At 61.0% G+C, this 24,099-nt stretch carries 21 protein-coding genes; 12 read left to right on the plus strand and 9 right to left on the minus strand.

Annotation, left to right across the window (positions count from 1 at the left end; translation table 11 throughout):
* Positions 1–38: 38 nt before the first annotated feature.
* Positions 39–1,289 (minus strand): GGDEF domain-containing protein, encoded by a 1,251-nt coding sequence (locus BLX89_RS17525; RefSeq protein WP_075292241.1) that lies wholly within the window; start codon positions 1,287–1,289, stop codon positions 39–41.
* Positions 1,290–1,773: 484 nt separating this feature from the next.
* On the opposite strand from BLX89_RS17525, the gene BLX89_RS17530 reads away from it, so the two are divergent.
* The gene (locus tag BLX89_RS17530; protein WP_083637615.1) at positions 1,774–2,958 is read left to right on the plus strand and encodes a DUF2778 domain-containing protein; all 1,185 of its coding nucleotides are present in this window, start codon (positions 1,774–1,776) and stop codon (positions 2,956–2,958) included.
* Between the two features lie 94 nt (positions 2,959–3,052).
* Here the strand turns inward: BLX89_RS17530 and BLX89_RS17535 are convergent, their stop codons facing one another.
* The 4 genes from BLX89_RS17535 to BLX89_RS17550 form a co-directional block, all read right to left on the minus strand.
* Entirely contained in the window at positions 3,053–3,277 is a 225-nt protein-coding gene (locus BLX89_RS17535; RefSeq protein WP_245292851.1) for a hypothetical protein, read from the minus strand.
* A 75-nt stretch (positions 3,278–3,352) separates the two neighbouring features.
* Positions 3,353–3,595, minus strand: a complete 243-nt coding sequence (gene rpsU, locus BLX89_RS17540) for a 30S ribosomal protein S21 (protein ID WP_075292242.1) — start codon at positions 3,593–3,595, stop codon at positions 3,353–3,355.
* A gap of 81 nt (positions 3,596–3,676) precedes the next feature.
* Positions 3,677–3,976 (minus strand): hypothetical protein, encoded by a 300-nt coding sequence (locus BLX89_RS17545; protein WP_075292298.1) that lies wholly within the window; start codon positions 3,974–3,976, stop codon positions 3,677–3,679.
* Positions 3,977–4,140: 164 nt separating this feature from the next.
* The gene (locus BLX89_RS17550) at positions 4,141–4,350 is read right to left on the minus strand and encodes a cold-shock protein (RefSeq protein ID WP_075292243.1); all 210 of its coding nucleotides are present in this window, start codon (positions 4,348–4,350) and stop codon (positions 4,141–4,143) included.
* 1,317 nt (positions 4,351–5,667) lie between these two features.
* On the opposite strand from BLX89_RS17550, the gene BLX89_RS17560 reads away from it, so the two are divergent.
* The 3 genes from BLX89_RS17560 to BLX89_RS17570 all read left to right on the plus strand — a co-directional run bounded on the left by BLX89_RS17560 (position 5,668) and on the right by BLX89_RS17570 (position 7,621).
* Entirely contained in the window at positions 5,668–6,078 is a 411-nt protein-coding gene (locus BLX89_RS17560; RefSeq protein WP_143523665.1) for a hypothetical protein, read from the plus strand.
* A gap of 42 nt (positions 6,079–6,120) precedes the next feature.
* Positions 6,121–7,050, plus strand: coding sequence for a hypothetical protein (locus BLX89_RS17565; protein ID WP_075292246.1), 930 nt, complete (start codon positions 6,121–6,123; stop codon positions 7,048–7,050).
* Positions 7,051–7,141: 91 nt separating this feature from the next.
* Positions 7,142–7,621, plus strand: coding sequence for a DUF1353 domain-containing protein (locus tag BLX89_RS17570; RefSeq protein ID WP_158025964.1), 480 nt, complete (start codon positions 7,142–7,144; stop codon positions 7,619–7,621).
* Positions 7,622–7,886: 265 nt separating this feature from the next.
* On the opposite strand, the gene BLX89_RS17575 is transcribed toward BLX89_RS17570, so the two are convergent.
* Positions 7,887–10,355: an ATP-dependent helicase gene (locus BLX89_RS17575; protein ID WP_075292248.1), complete on the minus strand. Its 2,469-nt coding sequence runs from the start codon at positions 10,353–10,355 to the stop codon at positions 7,887–7,889.
* A gap of 314 nt (positions 10,356–10,669) precedes the next feature.
* Here BLX89_RS17575 and BLX89_RS17585 point away from each other — a divergent pair, with 314 nt between their 5' ends.
* The 8 genes from BLX89_RS17585 to BLX89_RS17625 all read left to right on the plus strand — a co-directional run bounded on the left by BLX89_RS17585 (position 10,670) and on the right by BLX89_RS17625 (position 22,752).
* Complete coding sequence (locus tag BLX89_RS17585; protein WP_075292250.1) at positions 10,670–11,890, plus strand: efflux RND transporter periplasmic adaptor subunit; 1,221 nt, start codon at positions 10,670–10,672, stop codon at positions 11,888–11,890.
* A complete protein-coding gene (locus BLX89_RS17590; protein WP_075292251.1) occupies positions 11,887–15,024 on the plus strand; it encodes an efflux RND transporter permease subunit in 3,138 nt (1,045 codons plus the stop codon). Before BLX89_RS17585 ends, BLX89_RS17590 begins: the two co-directional genes overlap by 4 nt.
* A 273-nt stretch (positions 15,025–15,297) precedes the next feature.
* Positions 15,298–15,591, plus strand: a complete 294-nt coding sequence (locus tag BLX89_RS17595) for a hypothetical protein (RefSeq protein WP_075292252.1) — start codon at positions 15,298–15,300, stop codon at positions 15,589–15,591.
* Positions 15,592–15,754: 163 nt separating this feature from the next.
* Positions 15,755–15,946, plus strand: coding sequence for a hypothetical protein (locus BLX89_RS17600; RefSeq protein WP_075292253.1), 192 nt, complete (start codon positions 15,755–15,757; stop codon positions 15,944–15,946).
* A gap of 133 nt (positions 15,947–16,079) precedes the next feature.
* Complete coding sequence (locus BLX89_RS17605; RefSeq protein ID WP_075292254.1) at positions 16,080–16,334, plus strand: DUF6894 family protein; 255 nt, start codon at positions 16,080–16,082, stop codon at positions 16,332–16,334.
* 711 nt (positions 16,335–17,045) lie between these two features.
* Positions 17,046–18,455 carry an FAD-binding oxidoreductase gene (locus tag BLX89_RS17615; protein WP_075292256.1) on the plus strand — a complete coding sequence of 470 codons (1,410 nt, stop codon included), beginning with the start codon at positions 17,046–17,048 and terminating at the stop codon, positions 18,453–18,455.
* Between the two features lie 163 nt (positions 18,456–18,618).
* Positions 18,619–22,434, plus strand: a complete 3,816-nt coding sequence (locus tag BLX89_RS17620) for an AsmA family protein (RefSeq protein ID WP_075292257.1) — start codon at positions 18,619–18,621, stop codon at positions 22,432–22,434.
* Positions 22,435–22,566: 132 nt separating this feature from the next.
* A complete protein-coding gene (locus tag BLX89_RS17625) occupies positions 22,567–22,752 on the plus strand; it encodes a hypothetical protein (RefSeq protein WP_075292258.1) in 186 nt (61 codons plus the stop codon).
* Between the two features lie 102 nt (positions 22,753–22,854).
* On the opposite strand, the gene BLX89_RS17630 is transcribed toward BLX89_RS17625, so the two are convergent.
* The 3 genes from BLX89_RS17630 to BLX89_RS17640 form a co-directional block, all read right to left on the minus strand.
* Positions 22,855–23,076, minus strand: coding sequence for a ribbon-helix-helix domain-containing protein (locus tag BLX89_RS17630; protein WP_075292299.1), 222 nt, complete (start codon positions 23,074–23,076; stop codon positions 22,855–22,857).
* A 78-nt stretch (positions 23,077–23,154) separates the two neighbouring features.
* Complete coding sequence (locus BLX89_RS17635; protein WP_075292259.1) at positions 23,155–23,349, minus strand: DUF4169 family protein; 195 nt, start codon at positions 23,347–23,349, stop codon at positions 23,155–23,157.
* 41 nt (positions 23,350–23,390) lie between these two features.
* Positions 23,391–23,912 carry an SspB family protein gene (locus tag BLX89_RS17640; RefSeq protein ID WP_075292260.1) on the minus strand — a complete coding sequence of 174 codons (522 nt, stop codon included), beginning with the start codon at positions 23,910–23,912 and terminating at the stop codon, positions 23,391–23,393.
* Positions 23,913–24,099: the final 187 nt, after the last annotated feature.

Raw genomic sequence — 24,099 nt, forward strand, 5'->3', positions numbered from 1 at the left:
TCTGCTTGACATAGGCACTTCCCCGGTCGGCGCAAGTGTCAGCCGGTGTCCGAAAGCGGAGGAATGTAGGGACCTTCGCTCGCGGCGCGCATCTGGGCTGCGGCAGCGGCGAGTGCCCGCGCACTCGAGCTGGCGGAGACCGGGGTGCTTTCGGCGATGCTGTAGCGGTCGCGGCCTCGCGCTTTGGCTTCATAGAGCGCCAGGTCAGCCTGCGACATCAGCTCGATCAGCGAACACCTCGGGTCGGAGATCGCGACGCCGATGCTCACGGAGAGCTTGATTTCAGTCCCGTCCTCCAACCTGACGGGTTGCGAGCGCACGAGGCGGCAAAGAGCGTCTGCAAGTTCGGATATCTCGATGCGTCGCGCCCAGCCGAGTGCGATGCCGAATTCCTCGCCGCCGAGCCTGCCGAGCAGGCCGCGCGTTCCCAGGAATGATTTGATGGTATCGGTGAAATGGGCAAGCGCCTTGTCCCCGCCGGCATGGCCGTGACGGTCGTTGATCTGCTTGAAACGGTCGAGATCCAGCAGCATGAAGGCCATGGGCCGATTGGTGGTTATCGCCATGCGGTAAAGTTCCTCGGTCTCTTCCAGGAAGGCCCGTCTGGAAAGCGCTCCGGTCAGTTCGTCCCGTGCGACGAGATCCCTCAGATTGGCGATCAACCAGCCCTGCAGCATCAGGATAAGCCCAAGAAACAGGGCGGGGAGACCGAGCATGCAGGCGGTCTGCAGGTTGTGGGCAAGGACTATAGGATCATTGCCGGGAAACAATGTGTCGGCGGCGAGCACAAGCGTTGCGCCCCTAAGCCCATGGACGACGGCGACGGCAAATACGGTGGCGGCGCAGAAGATGAGATAGGCACTGATCGCCCGCTCCTTCGGCCATTGCAGGAGCATCATCAGGCCGGCGGCCAGGAAAAGGCCGCAGGCGGTGATGGAGGCAAGCGCTGGCAGCACGATCGTCGCATGGTAGGCGCCGGCAAGCCCGAACAGGGCGATGCTGCCGAGCGCGCCGGCAATATGGGCTGGCTTCAGGGCCGATTGCCCAAGGAATTGACGCAGCCCGGAAAGGATCATCAGGCAGGAGGCAACCATCATCAGCGTCGCGACCGGCAGGGTCATTTCATCCGGCAGGATGTCCGACAGAAGTTCGCTGGACACGGAAAGCAGCGCGAAGAGGCAGGCGAGCGCGAAGGCCAGCACGCCCGGCGCGCCGCTCTTCCGGAGCGAAACGAGAACGGGCAGCATCACGGCCAGGGACATGGCCGCTATGGTCAAGACGATATCCATGAATGCTGTTTCCTTGCGGAATCTGTTTCAAGGCCCTGCTGCTTCGGGGCGTGTGCGATTGGTAGTCAGCGACATTTAATTTTATCTTCGAAAATTCATTGCAATTTTAAGGAAAGGCTTTGCAAAGCCTCAATTTCCACCGGTTGCAGGGTTGTGGAAACGTTTTGACACAATCTCGCCTCCGAAGGGCTGGCAAACGAACGCCCCTAGCGAATTCTAGTGACCCATTTTCTGGGGTGCCGTCTTAATTTCTCCCCGATCGCAAGGCTAAACGCCTCCCATCCTTTTGGGCCCCATGTGCGCCCACCCCCGAAAGCCAGGGAGACTTGTAAAGGAATTGCTTACCATAAACTGTCATTCTTCCCGAAAGCCGGGGTTCGCAGGCGATGTCCACAAGGGCTCGCCAAAGTTCGTCTCCGGCGCCGGCGATGACGTGTGTGGTGGTCGTCCCGGGTCGAGTAACGCGTTTTCGGGTACGAGTATCATGGCGTCTGCGGTTCATACATCCTCGCGTGCCGGCGTGTCCGGCAAGTCGGCTGCCGGCGCCTTCGGGGCAGGGCGGCTCATCGGCGGCGGCGCGGCGCTCGGCATGCTCGTTGCGGCCTCCGCCTGGGCGATCGCAAGCTTTGCCAGCCTGCAGGGCATGGCGCCTTCCGCCTCCACCCGCTTCGAAACAACGCTCGGCCTCAAGGCCATCGACCGCGCGGCGCCTGAGATGCGCAGCGTGCAGCTTGCCAAGTTCTCGCGCCTTCCGGGCCTGAAGCTGGAGCTCGACGCACTGGCATCGGCGGCACCGGTCAAGGCGGTTGTGGCGACGGCGGGCGCCAAGCTCGAGGTCGCGGCGCTGACCAGGGCTCTTGCAGGCTCGATGATGGCGGCGGCTGAAGCCGAGGAGCGGCTGGCGACCGGGTCCATTCCCGCGACGCTTGACGGGAAGCCGGGCAGCATGGCGACGGCGCTTCTGGAGCCGGCCAAGATCGAGCCGGGCGGGCTTGCCAAGCCCTTCAACCTCGTGATGACCGACGCGGACCTGGAGGCCCATCGCGGGCTTCCGGGGGAAGGGCCGTTGCCGCTTCGCAAGCCGGCCTTGCCGAAGAGCCTTGCGGCCAAGGAGCTCGATGCGAGCCGGGGCGAGGAACAGCGGCAAAAGCCGAAGGTGTTGGCCTATGCCAAGCCCGACATCAAGGTCTTCGAGGACGATGACGATGATGCGGTGAAGCCGAGCGTCCGTGGACGCAAGGGGACCGCCTATTACGATATTTCCGCCGGCATCGTTTACATGCCGAACGGCGAGAAGCTGGAGGCCCATTCCGGCATCGGCAAGATGCGCGACAACCCGGATTTCGCCCATGTCAAGATGAAGGGTCCGACCCCGCCCGGCACCTACAGGGTGACGATGCGCGAGGCGCTTTTCCACGGCGTCGAGGCCGTGCGGCTGACGCCGACCAATGGCGTTGCCCCCCATGGCCGCGTCGGCCTGCTGGCCCACAGCTACCTGCTGCGCAAGCCGGGCGACAGCCACGGCTGCGTCGCCTTTGCCAACTATCCGCGGTTCCTGAAGGCCTTCAAGCGCGGCGAGATCACCCATATGGTGATCGTCGAGAGCATGAAGGGCGGCTTCTCGCCGGCGAAGAAAACGCTGGCCTCGCTCTTCCAGCGAAAATCCTAGAATCCCCGAATCTGGCCGCGATATCCGTCGTGGCCTTTTTCATCCGCCCGATATGCTCGCCATTATTCTATCTGCCGTTTAACGGCCGGGGAGATTACTTCTTGGCGGCGCGGCGTCTGGCGGGGGCCGGTTTCGGCTCGCTCAATTCCGCCTTCTCGCGCTCAAGGCGCAGGGCCCGCAATTTCTCGGTCTTGGTGTCGCGGGCGCTTGCCTCCGCGTCGATGATCGACCAGGCCTCCCGGTTCGTCACGGCCGCCTTGTCGCGGGCGGACAGTTTTACCGGCTTGTCTTCGACGATCGTTTCGTTCGAATCTGTCAAATCCTTCTCCTTTATCGGATGCTGGCTTTAGCGAATGCGGGCCGGCGCCGCGGATGCGGCGCGCGGCACTGACGGCTATCGCTTGCCGCCGGCGACGGCCTTCTTCGGCATGGGCAGCAGGCCTTCGCGCTGCAGCTGCTTGCGGGCGAGCTTGCGCTGGCGGCGAACGGCCTCGGCCTTTTCACGCACCCGCTTTTCCGAGGGCTTCTCATAGGCGCTCCGCGCCTTCATTTCGCGAAACACGCCTTCACGCTGCAACTTCTTCTTCAGCACGCGGAGAGCCTGATCGACATTGTTGTCTCGAACGATGACCTGCAAGTTGGTTCCTTTCAGTTGAATATAGGGCCTTATGCCCGGCCGGGGAGGCGGGCGGATGAAAAAACGTGACGTGGACGTCGCTCAGGCCCGGGGCTTGGTCGAGAGCGGCTTCAGCCAGGAGCGCGGGTAATCGGCAGTGGAGGCGATATCGCCGGAGGCAGGCGCCGTGTTCGGCAAATCGCCGGTCGCCTCGATATCGACATCGGTCTCGACCACGCGCCGCTCGAAATTTTCGTGTTCGAACCGGACGCGGTACTGGATGCGGCCGTAATCGCTGGGCAGCACGCCCAGCACCCGGCAGGTGCGGTTGGACCGCGACATGTGGGTGAGACCGCTGCGGATCACCAGCCTGTCGCCTTCGCTGTAACGGGCCTGTGGCATTGGAAAACTCCTGCCAAGCGTCGTTCGCGCCTGTCTCGAAAAAGGGGCCGGTCTCAAAATGTGGCCGGAAACAAAAAAGGCCGGGAACGACCCGACCTCCTTCCAATCATTCAGCGCCTGCTGCCAGTACATCCGTGGTCAGCTGTCGCGAACGAGATCTTCAATTATGCGTCGCGCAGATTGTCGGCAGAATTCTTGCCGGACTTCTTGTCGCGCACCAGGTCGTAGGTGACCTTCTGGCCTTCGTTCAAGCCACGCATGCCGGCGCGTTCAACGGCCGAAACGTGGACAAAAACGTCCGTCGAGCCGTCTTCCGGCTGGATGAAGCCAAAACCCTTGGTTCCGTTGAACCACTTGACTGTACCTGTATTCATAACGATTTCCTTTCAATCGTTCATTGCCGGCGTGATATATACCGGCTTCCATCGATGTTGAGAGGAAATCTGACGTCGCGCCGAAGCGCTTGAACAAACGTCGCAAGCAAGTGTCGATAACCGATATATAAACGTATTCTTTCGAGATGCAATGGATCGGCGGCGATAATTCTTTTTTCGGCATCCGAAATTCTGGCTGAAAGCCCTGAAAAAGCGGGAATATAAGCAAAAATATTTTCGCATTATTTCCTGTCCCTCGCTCAGAATGCGGGCGTGCGCAAGCCTTCACGCGACGGATTTCGCCCGTGGTTTGGCATGGAACTCGGCCGGGGCACATCGGGTGCCTCATGGAGTTAGTGTTAGGTGACACGCGATGTGCCCCGTCTCGGCTGTTTTTACCTGCAACTCCGCTTCCTCTGCAAAGACGGTACCCCTTTCGGTGGGACCTGAGTCAGGAGGCATTTGCGCCACCAGCCGTCTTCTTGTGTGCCTCACAGGCACGCCCCGCTCTCTTTCAAGCGAGAGGGAAAGCATTTTCTGCAGGCCCCCTTGATCGCGCCTGCGTTTCAAACACAGATCAAAGGCACCGGCCCCGCCTCGCCGGCAACGCTTTCCGGTGTATCCGATGGCGGGACGAGAGGAGTGTGTCACGGGTGGAGGGGGCGGGGATTTGCGGGGATGAAAAAACTCTGCGCGGGTCGGTCGCAAAATGCTGAGGAAATGGCTGCCTCGGGGCCGCAGGGGACTACTGCTTTTGTTCAATGAGACTATATAGCCATCGCCTCCGAAAAGATTGGCGATTTCGCCACTTTGAGGCCTTCCTGCCTAAGATGGCATGATATTTAGCAAGGCTGCCGGTCCGCCTTCTTTAGCCTATGGATCACAAGGTTCGAACATTATGAACGAACTATCGTAGATGGGGTTAGGTCAGACTCCGCGATGCACGCGTCCAGCAGGAAATCGGAGCGGCAGCGTGGAAGTGAAGCCTATCGCGATATTGTTGCGGACCAATCTCTGCTCAATTTTTCCTGACAACCTAGACAAGCATGGTTTCCGGGCCGATTGGGTCTTGATACGATTTCTCGTCGTCCGGATCGATCGCGCCACTGGCCTTAATCCAATTCTTGCCTACGCTCCATATTTGGGCGGCTTTATTGAAATAGCCCGCGTCCAAGGCACCTTGCCGGCAAATGAAATTAGCCGCAGGCGTTATTCTGGCTCCGGCAAAATTTCTGTCTGCTTTATAAGCTTGATCGACTCCAGGTTGAATTTGCTGTCTATTGGCTCTAAAGTAAAACCCTGCTCGGGGGGCTTGGCATGGGGAAAGAAATCTGTTTGCTACCTGTCCGTTGCGTCTGCCTGTTAGTGGGTTTGTTGTTCTACACTCATTCTTACGCACAAGTATCCACGGTTCCGGGCCGATGCTGGCTGTTTTCCGAGCTGAATGAACACTCCAGCGCGCAGGTTGACAAGCTTCTCTTGGAGATCGACGGTTTTGGTTCGACGGCAGACATGATCTCCGCCCATATGGAGCTGATGAAACAGGCGCAGGGCGCCCTGAATTTCTGCGAAATTGAGACCAGGTTGCGCAAACTCGGTGCCAAAACATACTTGCTGGCTATGCCGTACCAATTTGTGACCGGCTTGAAGGCGGCCAGAAATTACAGCCTGACGTACGTCAATCCAATATTCCAGACCACAAGTCCTATCCCTAAATTCGCGATATGATATGAAAGAGATGGACCTTTAAGAGCCAAACAGCTTTTATCCATGGTCGGTTTTGATGCCGAACAGAATATAAGCAATCTCAACTCCGCGGGTACGTTGATCACCGCGACGTCACAGCATCCGCTTTACAAGATAACGTCGAACAAAGATCAGGAATCAGATCCAGGAAAATATAAAAAACAGTTCGATTTACTGAAGCAATACGAAGCGGATGGGTTATTATCGTATAAATATAGTCCGATGCTCATGCATGTCATCGATCAATATATGCCTTTCATGAAGGAGAAAAACTACAGTATAAACACCACTCCCACGCCCGATGCGATTTCGTTCTTTGTCATCAACGAAGATCCGGGCCGCCTTCTGGTCGGCAACCGTTGCGGCTGCTCCTATCTCCCTAGCACAACGACAATCGTTTGCGATGAGCGGCTGATGGCTGCTTTGCAACAGTGGGTCAAATACGGAAGCGGAGATGACGCTCAGTTGAGCTATATCGTTCTGATGAACAATGCCATCGCCGATCTTTTGTTGCACTGGCTGATCGGTCACGAAATGGCGCACAACAAATATAGAGACAATTATGGCGCGATGTTCGCCTCCGATGGTGAGGACCGCCCTGTGCTTCCTGCTGACAATGCGCCTAAAAAGCCACTGCGCGACATGGAAAGCAGAGCCGACACATTCGCTTACGAACACTTGCCCCCGGCCGTTGCCAGCTGGTCGCACATGGCGACGAATTTTATAATTCAGCAATTGGCCGCAATCGCAAACCCTCAGGCGCTTGGCGACAAGTCGTCTCCGATTGTAGTGAACGAAACCCCTTACGGTCATCCTAATCTCTTGACCAGGGCGTATAGCCTGAAGAACGTGACGGGAGCCGTGGATTTTTTACTGGAAGAATACGAAGCCCGTACATTAATCGACGAGCAGAAAGGAACGAAATATGCCGGCATATGCTCGCTTGTTCATTAGCTTTCGAACGATTTGGGCGATATGCCTATCTCTGTGTCCTGCCCTTCTTATCGCATTTCCCGCCACGGCCATGGACTATCGGGATGTCGGCGTGGGTGAGATCAAAGGTGTCGTGACCATCCAGTGGTTAGAGCCGGATGTGTTCCTTTTTATTCCCGACAATGAGAAGCCACTGACCTTCATCAGGCCGAACGGCCAAGTCATCACGCCGAAGCGGATGATCACGGATGGGGGATCCATTCCCCGCCCGATGTGGGCCTTTCGCAGTTATTCACCATGGGGCTATGCGCCGGCCTTTATTATTCACGACTGGCTATTTCACGCTAAGAACTGCGATCTGGCAATTGCGAAAGATTATGATCTGGACAGCGCCGGTTTGACGATGGGTGAAGTCATCAAGACCCTAATGGAGACCAAGCGAGCGGAAAAGGACGAATTTACCGTCGGCGTGATGATGGCAGCAGTGACTAGCCGGTTCGCGCGAAGCGCATGGGAAACAGGAGCCTGCATTCCCGCGCCTGCGGCTTTCAACACCGCGCCGACGATGGAATATCGCCTAGAGTTCAAGTAGGTGCGGAGCAACTTTCGCCGGCTCCACGCCATAGGTCCCCATGGCCAGGCGCCACCGCTGGCTCCGGCCAGTGGCGCCCAGGAAACGTGCGCATTTCATGATGCCACGCTGAGCACGCTGCCCTCATATTGGCAACGGCGGTTCTGAAGGCGCATTGCCGTCATAGATGGAGTTGGATGTTTGCTCTTGGAAAGATGTCAGAGCCGTCCCGACGGCTGATATGAGGGCGCAAAAATGGAAATCTAGGTGGGTGTCTGTTGTTCCCTCAAACCCGCTCCACAAACCCGTCCAGCACGCGCTTCTGCCCCGCCCGATCAAAATCGATCGTCAGCTTGTTGCCTTCTATTGCCGCAATGTTGCCGTTGCCGAACTTGATGTGGAAGACGCGGTCGCCGAGGTTGAATTTCGAGGGGGTGTCGACCGTCGATTTGGCAACCAGTTCGCCATCGATGGTGCGGGCCTTGGGGCCGCTTTCGCCATAGCCGATGCGCTCGATCGAAACGCCGGAGCGATTGCCCCAGTTGTCGCGGGTCGCATCCGTGCGGTTTGCCTGGGCGCGTTTCCAGCCGGGGGTGGAATAGCTGTTGGCAAACGGCTCCTGCTTGTCGAAGCGCGACTGGCCGTAACCGCCGCGGTTATAGCCGCCATAGGACTGTTCCGTCTCGGCGACATCGACATGGCTGACCGGCAGCTCATCGAGGAAGCGTGAGGGCAGGGTCGATTGCCAGAGGCCGTGGATGCGGCGGTTCGAGACGAACCAGATGTGGCAGCGGCGTTTTGCGCGCGTCAGCCCGACATAGGCGAGGCGGCGTTCTTCCTCCAGCCCCGAGCGGCCGCCTTCATCCAGCGAGCGCTGGTGGGGGAAGAGGCCTTCTTCCCAGCCGGGCAGGAAGACCGTTTCGAACTCCAGACCCTTGGCCGAATGCAGCGTCATGATGTTGACGGCATCGAGGTTTTCGTTCTGCTCGGCATCCATGACGAGCGCCACGTGTTCGAGGAAGCCGCGCATGGATTCGAAGCTTTCCATCGAGCGGATGAGTTCCTTGAGGTTTTCCAGCCTTCCCGGCGCTTCGGCCGATTTGTCGGCCTTCCACATATCGGTGTAGCCGGATTCCTCCAGGATGGTTTCGGCAAGCTCGGTGTGGGGCGTGGTTTCCAGCAGGCCTTGCCAGCGCTTGAACATGGTGACGACATCGAACAGCGATTTGCGGGCCTTGGCCTTCATCTCGTCGGTTTCGATGAGATCGGCGGCGGCCGCGAGCATGGGGATATCGCGGGCGCGGGCGTAATCATGCAGGGCGCGGACGGAGGTGTCGCCGAGGCCGCGCTTGGGGGTGTTGATGATGCGCTCGAAGGCGAGATCATCGGCCGGCTGGCAGACGAGGCGGAAATAGGCCATGGCATCGCGGATTTCCATGCGCTCGTAAAAGCGCGGGCCGCCGACGACGCGGTAATTGAGGCCGAGCGTGACGAAGCGGTCTTCGAACTCGCGCATCTGGAAGGAGGCGCGCACGAGGATCGCCATGTCGTTCAGATTGTGCTTTTTGCGCTGGAGCTGCTCGATCTCCTCGCCGACGGCGCGGGCTTCCTCTTCCGAATCCCAGGCGGCGTGGACCTGTACCTTCTCGTCTTCGGGATCGTGGCGATCGGTGAACAGGGTCTTGCCGAGGCGGCCTTCGTTATGGGCGATCAGGTGGCCGGCGGCGCCCAGGATATGGGCGGTCGAGCGGTAGTTGCGCTCGAGCTTCACGACCTTGGCGCCGGGGAAATCCTTTTCAAAGCGCAGGATGTTGTCCACCTCCGCGCCGCGCCAGCCATAGATCGACTGGTCGTCGTCGCCGACGCAGCAGACATTCTGCGGCTCGCCCTTGGGGCGCTGGGCGAGCAGGCGCAGCCACATGTATTGGGCGGTGTTGGTGTCCTGATACTCGTCGACGAGGATATAGCGGAAGCGGGCGTGATATTCCTTCAGCACATCCGGATAGGCGCGGAACATGCGGATGGGATGAAGCAGCAGGTCGCCGAAATCGCAGGCGTTCAGCGTCTTCAGGCGGGCCTGATAGGCCTCGTAGAGTTCGCGGCCCTTGCCGTTGGCAAAGGCGCGGGCATCACCTTCGGGGATGTCGGCGGGGCTCAAGCCCTTGTTCTTCCAGCCGTCGATGAGCTGGGAAAAGGTTTTTGCCGGCCAGCGCTTGTCGTCGAGGCCTTCGGCCTGGATCAGCTGCTTGATGAGGCGCACGACATCGTCCGTATCGAGGATGGTGAAATCCGAGCGCAGGCCGACGAGCTCGGCATGGCGGCGCAAGAGCTTGACGCCGATGGAGTGGAAGGTGCCGAGCCAGGGCATGCCCTCGACCGCGCCGCCGACGAGCACGCCGATGCGCTCCTTCATCTCGCGGGCGGCCTTGTTGGTGAAGGTGACGGCGAGGATCTGGCTGGGGTAGGCGCGGCCCGACGCGAGAATATGGGCAATGCGGGTGGTGAGCACGCGGGTCTTGCCGGTGCCCGCACCCGCGAGCACGAGGACGGGGCCTTCGATGGTTTCGACCGCTTCGCGCTGTTCGGGATTGAGGCCGGAAAGATAGGCTGCGGCCGGGCGGGCGCCATCGCGCGCGGCCATGGCGCGGGCAGCTATGCCGCCTGCAGCCGCCGGTGGCGGGGCCGGCTGGTTGCGCTGCGGGCGCGCGGCCGGCTCCTCGTCGAAGAAGGGAATATCGTCAAAACCGTTGCTCATGCGGCTCAATGTAGTGATTCGGGGGCGAAAGGCCAGAATGGCGTTCTGCTTTTATTCCGGGAGCGTGGCGAAGAGCGAATGGATGCGAGGGCTTGCGGGCGAGGCGGGATCGTTGGACGCTGGTATTAGCGTCTATCGCCGATTGCCTACCGACCACTGCCTTCAAATCCCCGAAATCCGCTTTTATTACAATTGCGTAATGATGGCCCTGCGGGATTGTGCGCAGGCGCACAAAAGCCGATAGTTCGTCACGAAACGTTTCTGGCCCGCATGCGTTGTGGCCGGGTTTTGCGATAATCGATGTGGAGAAGTGAATGCGAATCTGGAAGCAGTTTGCGATATGCGCCGTCGTGCTTGTCGGTGGTGTGGCTGCCTTCGCGCATTTCGTGCCGGGGGCGGGGCAGACGCTTGCGGGCTTCGGCGTTCCCGAAAATCTGGTCGCGCTGGTCGCCAAGCCTCGGGCCGACGGCGAGGGTGCCGCCCGCAGCGGCAACGGTCAGGGCCAGGGCGGGCGCGGCGGCTTTGCCAGCCAGCCGCCGCTGGTGGTGACCGAGCCGGTCGGCGAAGCGGTGATCAACGACCGGCTTTCGGCGATCGGCAACGGTGACGCCATCCTCTCCGTCACGGCGACGCCGCTGGCATCGGGAAACCTGACCGAGGTGCTGATCAAGTCCGGCGACCGGATCGAGAAAGGCCAGGTGATCGCCCGGCTCGACAGCGACGATCAGAAAGTGGCCGCCGATCAGGCGCGTGTCGCACTTGACAGCGCCAAGGAGAAGGTCGAGCGCAACCGGCGTCTCGGCAATGCGGTTTCCGTCGCCGTGCTGCGGGATGCCGAGTTTGCCGAACAGGCCGCACAGCTGGAGCTGCAGAAGGCGGAGCTTGACCTGAAGCGCCGCGATATCGTGGCGCCGTCCAAGGGCATCGCCGGCATCATTACCGTCAATCCCGGCGACTACGTGACGACCGAAACGGCGATCGCGGTCATCGACGACCGGTCGCAGATCCTTGTCGACTTCTGGGTGCCGGAGCGCTTCTCCAACAAGATTTCGGTCGGGCAGGAGGTCTCCGCCTCGGCGATCGCTATTCCCGGCTCCGAATTTTCCGGCGTGATCCACGCCATCGACAACCGGGTGGACGAGGCGAGCCGGACGCTTAGGGTCCGCGCGCGCCTGGAAAACCCTGATGACACGTTGCGTGCCGGCATGTCCTTCTCGGTCGTCGCGCGTTTCGCCGGCGACACCTATCCGACGGTCAATCCGCTGGCGGTGCAATGGAGCTCGGAAGGCTCCTTCGTCTGGCGCATCGAAGACAACAAGGCGCAGCGCGTTCCGGTAACGATCGTCCAGCGCAACTCCGACAAAGTGCTGGTGGATGCCGAGCTTGCCAGGGAGCAGGCGGTCGTCATGGAAGGCGTGCAGCGCCTGCGCGACGGCGGCGAGGTGCGCATTGCCGGCGAGCAGCGCCAGCCGCAGGAGAAAAAGCCGGAAGGCGATAACGAACAGAAGGTTTCGGAAGCGGAGGTGGCCAAGTGAGCGGCGGTCACTCTTCCGGCCCGAAGACCGGCGGCACGGCGGGCTTTACGGCGCTTTTCATCCGGCGGCCGATTTTTGCCCTTGTCGTCAACACCCTGATCGTGGTGGCGGGGCTTGCGGCCCTGAACGGCATCGAAATCCGCGAACTGCCGGAAGTCGATCAGCCCGTCGTCTCCATCAATACCACTTTTGACGGCGCGGCACCCGAAACGATCGACCAGGAGGTGACATCCGTCATCGAGGGCGCCGTGTCGCGCGTGCAGGGGATCAAGAACATCTCCTCGACCTCGCAATACAGCCAGAGCCGCGTCACGCTGCAGTTTTCCGACACGACCGACATCGGGCAGGCGGCAAACGATGTGCGCGATGCGGTCGGCCGCGTTGCCGGCCAGCTGCCGGACGATGCCGACGAGCCGACCATCGTGAAGGCCGATTCCGACAGCCAGCCGATCATGCGGCTTGCGCTGACATCCGACACGCTGTCGACGGAAGACCTGACGCTGCTGGCCGAAAACGAGATTACCGACCGGCTTGCCGCCGTCGAAGGCGTGGCCGACGTGCAGATCAACGGCGAGCAGGAAAAGATATTCCGCATCGACGTCAACCAGTCGAAGCTCGCCGGCCGCGGGCTGACCATTGCCAACCTGCGCAACGCACTCGCCACGGCGTCGCTCGATGTTCCCGCCGGATCGCTCACATCCGCCAATCAGGACATTTCGGTTCGCGCCACCGCAGACCTGCAGACGCCGGAACAGTTCGAGCAGCTGATCATCGGCGACAACGTGCGTCTCGGCGACATCGCGACGGTGACGATGGGCCCGGATATCGGAACGTCTTCGCTCAGATCAAACGGCCGGCAGGGCATCGGCCTCGGCATTATCCGGCAGGCGCAATCCAACACGCTGGATATTTCCGAGGGTGTGAAGAACGCCGTCGGCACCATCAAGCAGATCCTGCCGGAGGGCACGCAGCTCGCAATCACCAGCGATGACGCGGTGTTCATCGACGGCGCCATTCACGAGGTCGAGATCGCGCTTGGCGCATCCGTCGTGATCGTGACCATCGTCATCTACCTGTTCCTTCTCGACTGGCGGGCGACGCTCATTCCCGTCATGACCATGCCGATCGCGCTGATCGGCACCTGTGCGGCAATCTATCTTGCCGGCTTCTCGATCAACATCCTGACGCTGCTCGCCATCGTGCTGGCGACCGGGCTTGTGGTGGATGACGCGATCGTGGTGCTGGAGAACATCGTTCGACGACGCTCCGAGGGGCTTGGGCCGCGTGCGGCGGCGGTGCTCGGGACGCTGGAAGTGTTCTTTGCCGTCATCGCGACGACGGCGACACTAGTGGCGGTCTTCGTGCCGCTTTCCTTCCTGCCGGGCCAGACGGGCGGGCTCTTCCGCGAATTCGGCTTCGTGCTGGCCTTCTCGATCATGCTCTCGGCGTTCGTCGCGCTGACGCTCTGCCCGATGCTGGCGTCCCGCATGCTGACGGCCCACAGCGAGCATCATCACGGCGGCGTGCTGGGCAAGATCGGCGGCTATGCCGCGGGCTTCTATCGCTACAGCTTGCGGGCCTGCCTCAACGCGCCGCTGGTCGTTTTCATGATCGCGATCATGGTGACGGCGGCCGGCGCGGGCGCCTTCACGCTGTTGAAATCCGAGCTGACGCCGACCGAGGACCGGGCGCGCATCATGATGCGCATACAGGCGCCGCAGGGCGTTTCGCTGGAATATACCCAGGCGCAGATGCGCCGACTCGAAGACGGCCTGAAGGCGATGGTGGAGAGCGGCGAGATCGAAAACGCCTTTTCGGTGTCCGGGCAGGGCGGATCGGCCAATACCGGTTTCATGGTGCTGACGCTCGCACCCTGGGACGGACGTGAGCGGACGCAGCAGCAGATCGCCGCCGACATCACCCGGATGGCCAACAACATTCCCTCCGTCCGCGTCTTTCCCATGCAGCCGAACAGCCTCGGTATCCGCGGTGCCGGCAACGGCCTGCAGGTGGCCCTCGTCGGCAACGACTACGGCAAGCTCGGCGATGCCGCCAGCAAGCTGGTGCGGCAGATGGAAGACAGCGGCCGGTTCCAGAACGTGCGGCTGAACTACGAGCCCAACCAGGCGCAGCTTTCCGTCACCATCGACCGTGAGCGGGCCTCCGACCTTGGCATCGATATTGTCGGCCTGTCTTCGGCGATGCAGGCCATGCTCGACGGCAACAGTGTGCTGGACGTCTATGTCGACGGCGAATCCTATCCGGTAAAGCTGATTTCCACCACCAATCCCGTCAACGACCCGACCGACCTGCAAAACATCTTTCTCAAGGCGGGGGATGGCCGGATCGTTCCGATGTCGACCATTGCCTCGGTCGAGGAAAAAGCGATCGCGCCGCAGCTTTCGCGGGAGGCGCAGCTGCGCGCGGTGTCGCTCTCGGCAAGTCTGAACGACGATCTGGCGCTGGGCGATGCTCTTTCCATGGTCGAACAGATGGCCGAACCGCTTCTGCCGCCGGGCTCGCGCGTCGTGCCGCTTGCGGAGGCCGCAACGCTGGACGAGAACGCCAACGGCATGATGGTGACCTTCGGCTTTGCGCTGGTGATCATCTTCCTCGTGCTGGCGGCGCAATTCGAAAGCCTGATCAGCGGCGTCATCATCATGGCGACGGTGCCGCTTGGGCTCGCCTGCGCCGTGTTTGCGATGCTGCTGACCGGCAATACGCTCAACATCTACAGCCAGATCGGACTGGTGCTGCTCGTCGGCATCATGGCGAAGAACGGCATCCTGATCGTCGAGTTCGCCAACCAGCTTCGCGACCGTGGCGAGGATCTGCGCTCGGCCATCGAGAATGCCGCCAATATCCGCCTGCGGCCGGTGATGATGACGATGATCGCCACGATCGTCGGCGCGCTGCCGCTGGTTCTGGCAAGCGGCGCCGGCGCCGAAGCGCGCGTCGCGCTTGGCTGGGTGCTGGTCGGCGGTCTGGGGCTTGCGACGGTCGTGACGCTCTATCTGACGCCGGTCGCCTATCTCGTGATCGCCCGCTTTACCAAGCCGCAGGTGGACGAGGAACGACGCCTGCAGCGGGAGCTGGAACTGGCCGAGGAAATGCAGCCGATGGCGGCTGAGTAGGCGAGGTTTGCCGCACATCCAACGCTGTCTTGTGCCTCTTTTCCCGTTGGAGAGAAGAAGGCGCAAGGCGACGGTTGGGATAGCCGCCGCCAATCCGGCGACGGGCGCCATTCCGCCCTTTGACGGGATGGGCTGCGAGCATCCTCATCGTTCTGTGTGGATTTGCCTTGCTTAGTTGGTGGTTCGGGCGCAGGGTCTTTTGTCGATGGCATTTGAAGCGGGCGCCATTGCCTAAAGGTTTAACACCTTCGCCCCAACCAAAGGAGGACCCCGATGTCTTCCAACAATCTCCATAACTATCTCGAAACGTCGCACATAATCATGCTTAATCGCGTTCTCGAACGGGCAGACTACTTTGGTCCGGAATCCAAGGTCGATGTCGATACCACTAGGCAGGCGGCGCGGTTTCTGCTGAAGATTTTCCAAAGTGGAGTAGATTCCGAAGACGACCTCGTTGCGGCACTCGACGCGCGAGGTAAAAGCGTCGAGGATGGAGGCGATACGCCCAGGCAGGTGCGGTTGGAAGCGGTCAACCGCTGGGCCGATGACGGGGGGCAGAGTGAGTAGCCGAGGCGGTAAAGGCTTATTCGTACGTTCAGGGAACAAAACCAAACTTAAGCGCTCTGGTTGTGGGCTCTCTCGGTTTTCGAAGCTGGGGGCCTACCTTTCGCCAGGCGGCGATCGCCCTTCTAGAAGCGTATCTGCTTTGTCACGATAACGGAGACAGAGCATGGTCGATAAATCGGCGTCTGCTAAAAAGTCGATCGTCCGCGTGGAGATGTATGATTTCGGCAGAGCTTGGGTCGTCTCGATTCTGTTCCTCGGGATTACCGAGCACCACGGTTTTGCCACCGAGCGAGAGGCCCGGGCCTACGCAGTCGAGCGCGCACGACTGTTGCTGGATGATCAACCAGAACCTTGATGCGTTCGAGGGCGATCTCGGCTTTTCCACCGCCAGACACATATGATGGAACCGCCAGAACTGGACGCAATCGCAATTTCATCGTGACGGTCGCCAGCGAACGCTGAGCTTCCGCCACAGAAAGGAGGCAGCGATGCCTAGATTTTTTTTCCATACCAGAAACGGCAGGATGGCCGTCGATCGCGAGGGACTTGTGTTCGAGACCGAAGAGGAGGCGCGGGCAGAGGCGATGCGCGGCGCAAGCGCCATGATATTCGACAACGAAATAAGCCTCTGGCTGGGTAATTCGTGGGTCATGACAGTCGTCGATGAGGACGGTCTCGTACTCTACAATCTCAGCTTCTCTATAGACCGGCCAAACCGCCAGCCGAGGAACGCGCTTCAGTAGGGTCAGAGCCAACCGGGCTGCATCGAGGCCGGCCTAGGGCTGGTGCGGTCAAAGGTGCCTTGCGACTGGGGGGCGGGGATCCGCGTTGTGTCGCGTCACGCGAATAAGTTTCCCTTCGCGCTGTTAAAGGAGCATCATCGTGGATCGCTACCGTTCGTGGGCATAGGCGACTGGAAGATCGTTGTGCTTTCGCCCGGAAGAGGAGGCGAACCATGCCCCGACACAGAGAGTCTATCGGCGACCAATCCTTGCTGATGATGAAGCAAGTTCTCACCGAAGAATGTGCCCGACGGGGAATCAGCTCCGACGGGACGCAAGGCCAGGACCTTTCCCGTGTGTTGATGCACGCCTTTCGCAGCGGGATGACGGAGAAAAAGGAGCTTGTCGTCCTGGTCCGGAACCTGACGGACTTGTTGCGCTAAGGCTAACGGCCCCGGCGGTGTCGGTGCCAGGCTCTACAGAATAGATAGCTCATGTAGCCTCTGCTGATTGATGCAGAGACGCGAGAGCGTATTCGGTCGGCCGCTTGTGTCCACAAGGCCGCACCATCTACGGAAAGCGCTTTGCCACCATGAAGTTGCGGGTGAGGTGCTGGACAAAGTGATTCCGATTTGCACAGTACCGCCTTGAAAAGAGCGGATATTTCCTTTTCCCTTGTTGGCGTGGGAAGGAAGCCCGGCAGCCTTGGGCTGCAGGCAGGGAGCAGGCGGGATGGGACTGGACGCAATCAAGGCCGGGAAACGCAACGAGAGCGGCATCGGCCTTGTCGTCAAAGCCCTGTCGGAGCGCTTCGGCACACGGTTGCAGACCGGCGAGGCGATGCGGGCGCAGCATGCGCACACCACCACCTATATCCCCGCGCAGCTTCCTGACGCCGTGGTGTTTCCGGAGAATGCCGCGGACGTGCAGGCGATCGTTGCGCTGGCGAGCGAACACAAGGTTCCGCTGATTGCCTTCGGCACCGGTTCTTCGCTCGAGGGCCATATCAACGCGCCGCATGGCGGCATCAGCATCGACATGGGCCGGATGAACCGGGTTATCGAGGTCAATGCCAGCGATTTCGACTGCACGGTCGAACCGGGCATCACTCGTGAGGAGCTGAACATCTATTTGCGGGACACGGGCCTATTCTTTCCGATCGATCCCGGCGCCAATGCCTCCATCGGCGGCATGGCATCCACCCGCGCATCCGGCACCAATGCGGTGCGCTATGGCACGATGAAGGACAATGTGCTGGCGCTGACGGCGGTGACGGCGGGTGGAAAGGAAATCCGCACGGCGCACCGGGCGCGGAAATCCTCGACCGGCTATGATTTGACGCGGCTTTTCGTCGGTGCCGAGGGTACGCTCGGCATCATCACATCGATCACGCTGAAGCTGCAGGGTATCCCTGAGACCATTGCCGGCGGGGTGTGCTCATTTCCGACGACGGCGGACGCCTGCAATGCGGTTATCCTGACGATCCAGTCGGGTATTCCGGTGGCGCGCATCGAGCTTCTGGACGAAACGCAGATACGGGCAAGCAATGCTTATTCCGGCCTTTCCCTGCCCCAGCAACCGACGCTGTTCGTGGAATTTCACGGCAATCCGGAAACGGTCGCGCTGCAGTCGCGCCAGTTTGCCGAAATCGTGGCCGAATATGGCGGCAGCGCGTTCCGTTCGACAGCGAATCTTGAGGAGCGCAACCAGCTGTGGAAGGCGCGGCACAATGCCTATTGGGCGCAGAAGAGCCTGATGCCGGGAGCCGCGATCATCTCCACGGATGTCTGCGTACCGATCTCGCAGCTGGCCGATTGCGTCGAGGCGACGCGCGAGGATATTCGCGTCCACGGGCTTCTGGCGCCGATCGTCGGCCATGCCGGCGACGGGAATTTTCATGTGGGCCTGCTGTTCGACGACAAGGATCCGGCCGATATTGCGCGGGCCGAAGCCTTCGTTGCGCGGCTCAACGACCGGGCGTTGTCGATGGATGGCACATGCACCGGCGAACACGGCATCGGCCAGGGCAAGATGCCGTTTCTCGAAAACGAACTTGGCGATGCGCTGGACCTGATGCGGCAGATAAAGCGCGGACTGGACCCGGACAATATCTTCAATCCGGGCAAGATTTTTGCCATGTGAAAATGCATGGTCGATGTTAAGGAGGGAATATGCGTCCGTCGCGCATCTTTCCCCACATTGAGACGTTGTGGATCATGGCAGGTGCGGTGCGCATTCAAGACGAACATGGGCTGACCCTCCATCCGGAGAAAAGGCTGAAGAACGGGATCGGATTTTAGAACTGGTGCTTTCGCGAATTCTGGTTTTTGTCGGCAGTCTTCTGGTGGCGGCGCTGTTTGCGGCGCTCATCGCCCCGCTGTTCATTGACTGGACCGATTTTCGCCAAGAGTTCCAGCGCGAAGCCAGCCGCATCATGGGGCGTCCGGTTGTCGTCCATGGCAGCGTCGATGCAAGGCTCATTCCGTTCCCCTCGGTGACGCTGAACGATGTGCGCGTCGGCGAGAACGAGGCCGGCGAGCCGCTGATACAGGTCGAGCATTTCTCCATGGATGCCGAGCTTGCGCCTTTCCTCAGCGGCGAGGCGCTGATCTTCGATATGCGGCTCGATGCGCCCAAGGCCAAGATCAGGTTGCTGCCGGACGGCACGCTTGACTGGGCGCGGGGGCGCAGGGCCGATATTCCGGCCAAGGTCGTGGTTCTGGAAAATGTCGAGATCAGCAACGGCCAGATCGATTTCATCGACGAGCAGACCGGGCGCACGCGCCGTGTAACTGACCTCAACGCCGATCTATCCGCCCGTTCCCTGGCGGGACCGTGGAAGGTGGAGGGGCGCGCGGCGCTGGACGGCGAGGCGGGCAACTTCCTGTTTTCGAGCAGCGAGCTCGATGACAAGGGCGAGCTTGGCCTGCGTGCAAGGCTGGTGCCGGACAAGCGGCCCTTTGGCGTCGAGCTCGACGGTAACTTGAAGATCGTCGATTTCAAGCCGGTCTACCAGGGCAAGTTCACGCTAACCGAAAACCGCTCCGCCGAGGCGCAGAAGGCCGACGATGCGGCGGCGCTGCGGGTGAATGGCGAATTCGAGCTGACCAATGAGCGTATCCGGGTCCCGGACTACCGGCTCGAAGTCGGGCCGAAGGACGATCCCTATCTGGTGACAGGCGAGGCGACACTCGACACCGGCAAGGAGCCGGAGTTCCTTTTGCTTGCCGACGGCCAGCAGATCGATGTGAGCCGCATCGGCAACACCGGCGAGGCGGGAAAGACAGGGCGCGACCCGGCGATTTCCGTGCGCCAGAGACTGGCTGCGGCGCTGGCGATTGCGGCCGATATTCCCATTCCCAGGGTCCCCGGGCGGGCGAACCTGAAACTGCCTGCGATCGTGATCGGCGATACCACCGTGCGCGAGGTGAGGCTCGATCTACGCCCGGACGGCAGCGGCTGGATCATCGACAATGCGGTGGCGCAACTGCCGGGCCGCACGCAGCTGGAAGCCAAGGGGCGGCTTGATCTTTTGGGCACGCGCGCCTTCCGGGGCGACCTGCTGATTGCTTCCAACCAGCCTTCCGGGCTGGCGGCGTGGCTTGCGGGCTCGGTCGATCCGGCGCTTCGGACGCTGAAGACAGCCGGCTTTTCGGCGACCGTCAATCTTACCGACACCTTGCAGCAGTTCGAGCGGCTGGAGATCGCGGCCGGGCCCGCGGTGCTTACCGGGCGGATCGAACGACAGTCGCTGGAGGGCGTGCCCCCCAGCCTGTCGATCAAGCTCAAGGGCAACGAGATCGACCTCGATGCGCTGCGGGCGCTGACCGGGCTGGTGGCGGGCGACGCCTCGAACGAAACGGTGCTGGCGCACACCATTGCCGCCGATCTCTCCGCCGACCGCTTTTCCGCCTTCGGGGAGACGGCGGGCGACGTGCAGATGATCGTGACGCTGAAGAACGGTCAGTTGCAGGCCGAGCGGGTTTCCATCGGCGATCTCGCAGGCGCGCGGCTGGCGCTTTCCGGGCGCATGAGCGGCGATATGTCTTCGCCGGTGGTCTCGGCCAAGATGAAGCTTGCCTCGCCTGACCTCACCCCGTTCCTGGCGATGATCGCGCGCCACGCGCCGTCCCATCCGATCCTGAGCCGTGCAATTGTCGCCGGACCATATTACACCGATACGGCGCTGGACCTGACGCTGACGGCGGGGGGACAGGAGGGGCAGGCGCCGGCGGCTTTCGGCATCGTCGGCACGGCCAACGGCTCGAAGATCGCGGCGAACTACCTGGCTCCCAGCATCGCGCAGGCGCTTTCCGGGGACAGCATCACTCTGGAGGCGACGCTCGAGAATCCTTCGACGCCGGTGCTGTTGGGGCAGGCGGGGCTCGACCCGCTGCCGTTCGACGCTGACGCCAACGGCGTGCTCTCCCTGAAGCTGCAGGGCACGGATGGTAGCCGCGCCAACGCCAGTCTGAACTTCAATTCCCAGCAGAGCGCGCTTGCCGCCAATGGCGAGGTCGATCTTGCAAGCGGCAATTTCCTGGTCGGCAAAGGATCCTTCTCGCTGGAAAGCCAGGACATCGAGCCGTTCCTGCTCTTGAAGGGCATCGGATTGCCGCAGATGGGCACCGGGTTGCCGATTTCGCTCAAGGCCACCGTCGAGAGCACCGCCCAGGCTGTTGCCGTCTCCGGGATCGAAGGCCGCGCCGACGGCAATGCCTTCAGTGGCGCGGTTTCCTTCGATCGCGCCGCCCCCGGCAAGGCAACGGGCGATCTGGCCTTCGATACGATCGATCTCGGCTGGCTCGGCGAAACCGTGCTCGGGCCGGTTAACGATATCGTCGACGGCGGATTGTCGGAGAGCCCGGTTGCGCTTTCCGGCTGGACGGGGTTCGACGTTTCGCTCGGGATTACGGCCAAGCGCTTCTGGCCGGGCATCTACGGCGCAATCGGCGATATGTCCGGTAAGATCGCCTGGAAAGGTGACCAGATCGAGCTTTCGGACATCGCCGGCTCCTGGCTCGGCGGCAAGGCGACGGGACGGGTGCTTGTCAGTTCCGGAGACGGGTCCGGCTTCCTGCAGACCAGGATCGGGGTGCAGGACGGCGACCTTGCGTCGGTGCTCTGGACGAAAGCGGGAGCGGCGGTCGCCACCGGACGCTTCGACCTCGACATGGGCGTTGAAACGTCCGGCGCCTCGGTTCGGGCCATGGCCGAGGGCATGACGGGTTCGGGTACGGCGACGTTGCGCGATTTCGTGATCCGGGGCATCGACACGGGCGCGCTGCCGGCCGTGATGGCCGCGGCCGATGCGATGCAAGGCGAGATTTCCCCCGCCACGATCGAAGAGGCTGTGCGGCGTTCCGTGCTGGCCGGTCAATCCGCAATCGGAAATGTAACGGTGCCGTTCAACATCGCCGGCGGAACGCTGAGGGCACAGAACGTGACCGCGGCAAATGAAAGCGCAAGCCTTTCCGCCGACGCCGAAATTGCGCTGGCCGACCAACGCATGACGGCTTCCGCAACCGTGAAATTCAATGCCGGTGAAGCCGCCCTTGCCGGGGCGGAACCGCAGGTGCGGCTTGATTATGCGGGCCTTCTGGAGGCGCCGGGGGTGACGATGGATGTCACCGATATCTCCAATTTCCTGTCGCTGCGGGCCTTCGAGCGCGAGCGCCGTAGGGTCGAGACGTTGCAAGCCAATGTGCTGGAAAAGCAGCGCCTTCGACGCGAGGTGGCGCTGTACAAGGCCAACGCCGCTGAACGGGCGGCCGAGAAGTTGCGGGCGGAAGAAGAGGCCCGCCGCCGCGCCCTTGCGGCCGAACTGGCGGCCAAGCAAAAGGCGGAGGCCGCGGCCCGTGCGGCGGCGGAAAAAGCTGCCGCAGAAAAAGCCGCAGCCGAGAAAGCTGCCGCGGAAGCGGCGGCAAAGGCCGCAGAGGACGCCGCCCGACAGCCTGATGTCGTTCCCTTCCAGATGCCAGCCCCACAGGGCGGTGAGGTAGAGCGCGAAACCCTGCCGGACGTTCCGTCCACGGATGGCCCTTCCGCAAATCCGGGGCAAGGCATAGGCACCGCGCCTGCCCTGGATTTCAATACGCTGCCCGGCGTGGGCCTGCAGTAGTAACCGGTTTCAGACACGTCACGCTGGCCGGTCTTTTCCTTCGTGCGAATTTTCGATGCGTTTCTGCTCCTCCATCCGGAACCTTTTGTGATTTTCGGCGTTTGAACCTTGTTGCGCAGCAGGGAGGGTTCGATGCAGATCGTCGATACAAAAAACATTGAAGAGACGGTGGCAAAGCGGATGTGGTCCGTGGCGGAATTCTGCAAGCGCTACCGCCTCGATCAGGCCGAGGAAACACGTCTTCGCAAATTGCTGGGCGACTTCGCAAGTCAGCATGAGCTTCTGATGAACGCCCGGCGAAAGGCAAGTTTTGCCTGAGACCTTATATACCGTTCGATAAGGTTCGGTCAGTCGCGATGTATACGCTGAACCAGCGGGCACCCGGCCGACCCGATCTCTCGGGGACATACTTTTCCCCCGTCATCTCTCCGCCAGTTGCTGTTTTACCCACATCAACACATGCACCCTCAGGGCTGACGAAAGATTGGTGTCGGCTTCACGCGCATCGTCTATTTCTGCGATGAGGCGGGCAAGCGGGATGTCGCGATGTTCGGCGATCTGCTTCAGTTCCTGCCAGAAAGGCCCCTCAAGGGTGAAGCTGGTGCGATGGCCGTGGAGGGTGGCGGAATGCTTGCGGATCACGAGCGACTTCGCATTCTGATTCAACTGGATGGGAAACTGATTCCGGTTTTCCCGATAAACTTTTGAATTGTCGCGCTTTTATTCGGTTTCTTCTGAGGTTTCGCGCTTTCCCGCTTCATGCAGGCGGGTGGCTTTGTCGTTGAGCGTACGCGTCAGCTCTTTTTCGGCCTTGGTGCGGCCGAAGGAGATGCGGTTTTGCTCGGCATTCTTTTCCTTTTCGCCGCGCGCCTTGCGCTTTCGAAACTGCCGGAGATTGACGACGTCGCCTGTCATGTCCTGTTCCTGTACCGTCGTGGCCGATGCGGCCCGCAGGCTCAGTTCTTCTTGCGGAAGCTGTCGAGCGATACGATTGAGGCGCCGGCCTTGCCGCCATCATCCGCAGGCTTTGCCTCTGCTTCGGCATCCGCCGGCCGTTCCACGGATGCGACCGGATAAGCGGTGATTTCGGCGCTTTCGATCTCTTCTTCGTCTTCCATCGTGGCGACGTCGAATTCCAGCTCGAAATTCACCGAAGGATCGTAGAAGCCCCGGATGGCATTGAACGGGATGACGAGCTTTTCCGGCGTGTCGGAGAAGGAGAGGCCGATTTCGAACAGGCTCTCGGTGACCTTCAGATCCCAGAACTGGTGCTGGACCACAATGGTCATCTGCTCGGCGTACTTGGCTTTCAGGTGCTGCGAGATGCGCACACCGGGGGCGCCGGTGAGGAAGGTGATGAAGAAGTGATGATCACCCGGCAAATGGCCGACGGCTGCGACTTCCGTCAGGACCTTGCGGATGACACCACGCAGGGCGTCCTGGGCGAGAATGTCGTAGCGAATATGATCTTGGCCCATCAGGTTCCTGTTCCTTCATTGCAACTCAATACGCAGCGTGCAAATGGCGCGGTCGCTGATTATACACCGAAGCCGAGTCATCTAAAACAGCTATAGACCATTTCAAGCGCTTGGAGAAGTTGGCGTGCTTGAGCGGTCTGTTGAATAACGTAAGCAGGCGCAATCACAGCAATTTGCCTGAAAGATC

The sequence above is a fragment of the Pararhizobium arenae genome (assembly GCF_001931685.1).
Classification (GTDB): domain Bacteria; phylum Pseudomonadota; class Alphaproteobacteria; order Rhizobiales; family Rhizobiaceae; genus Pararhizobium; species Pararhizobium arenae.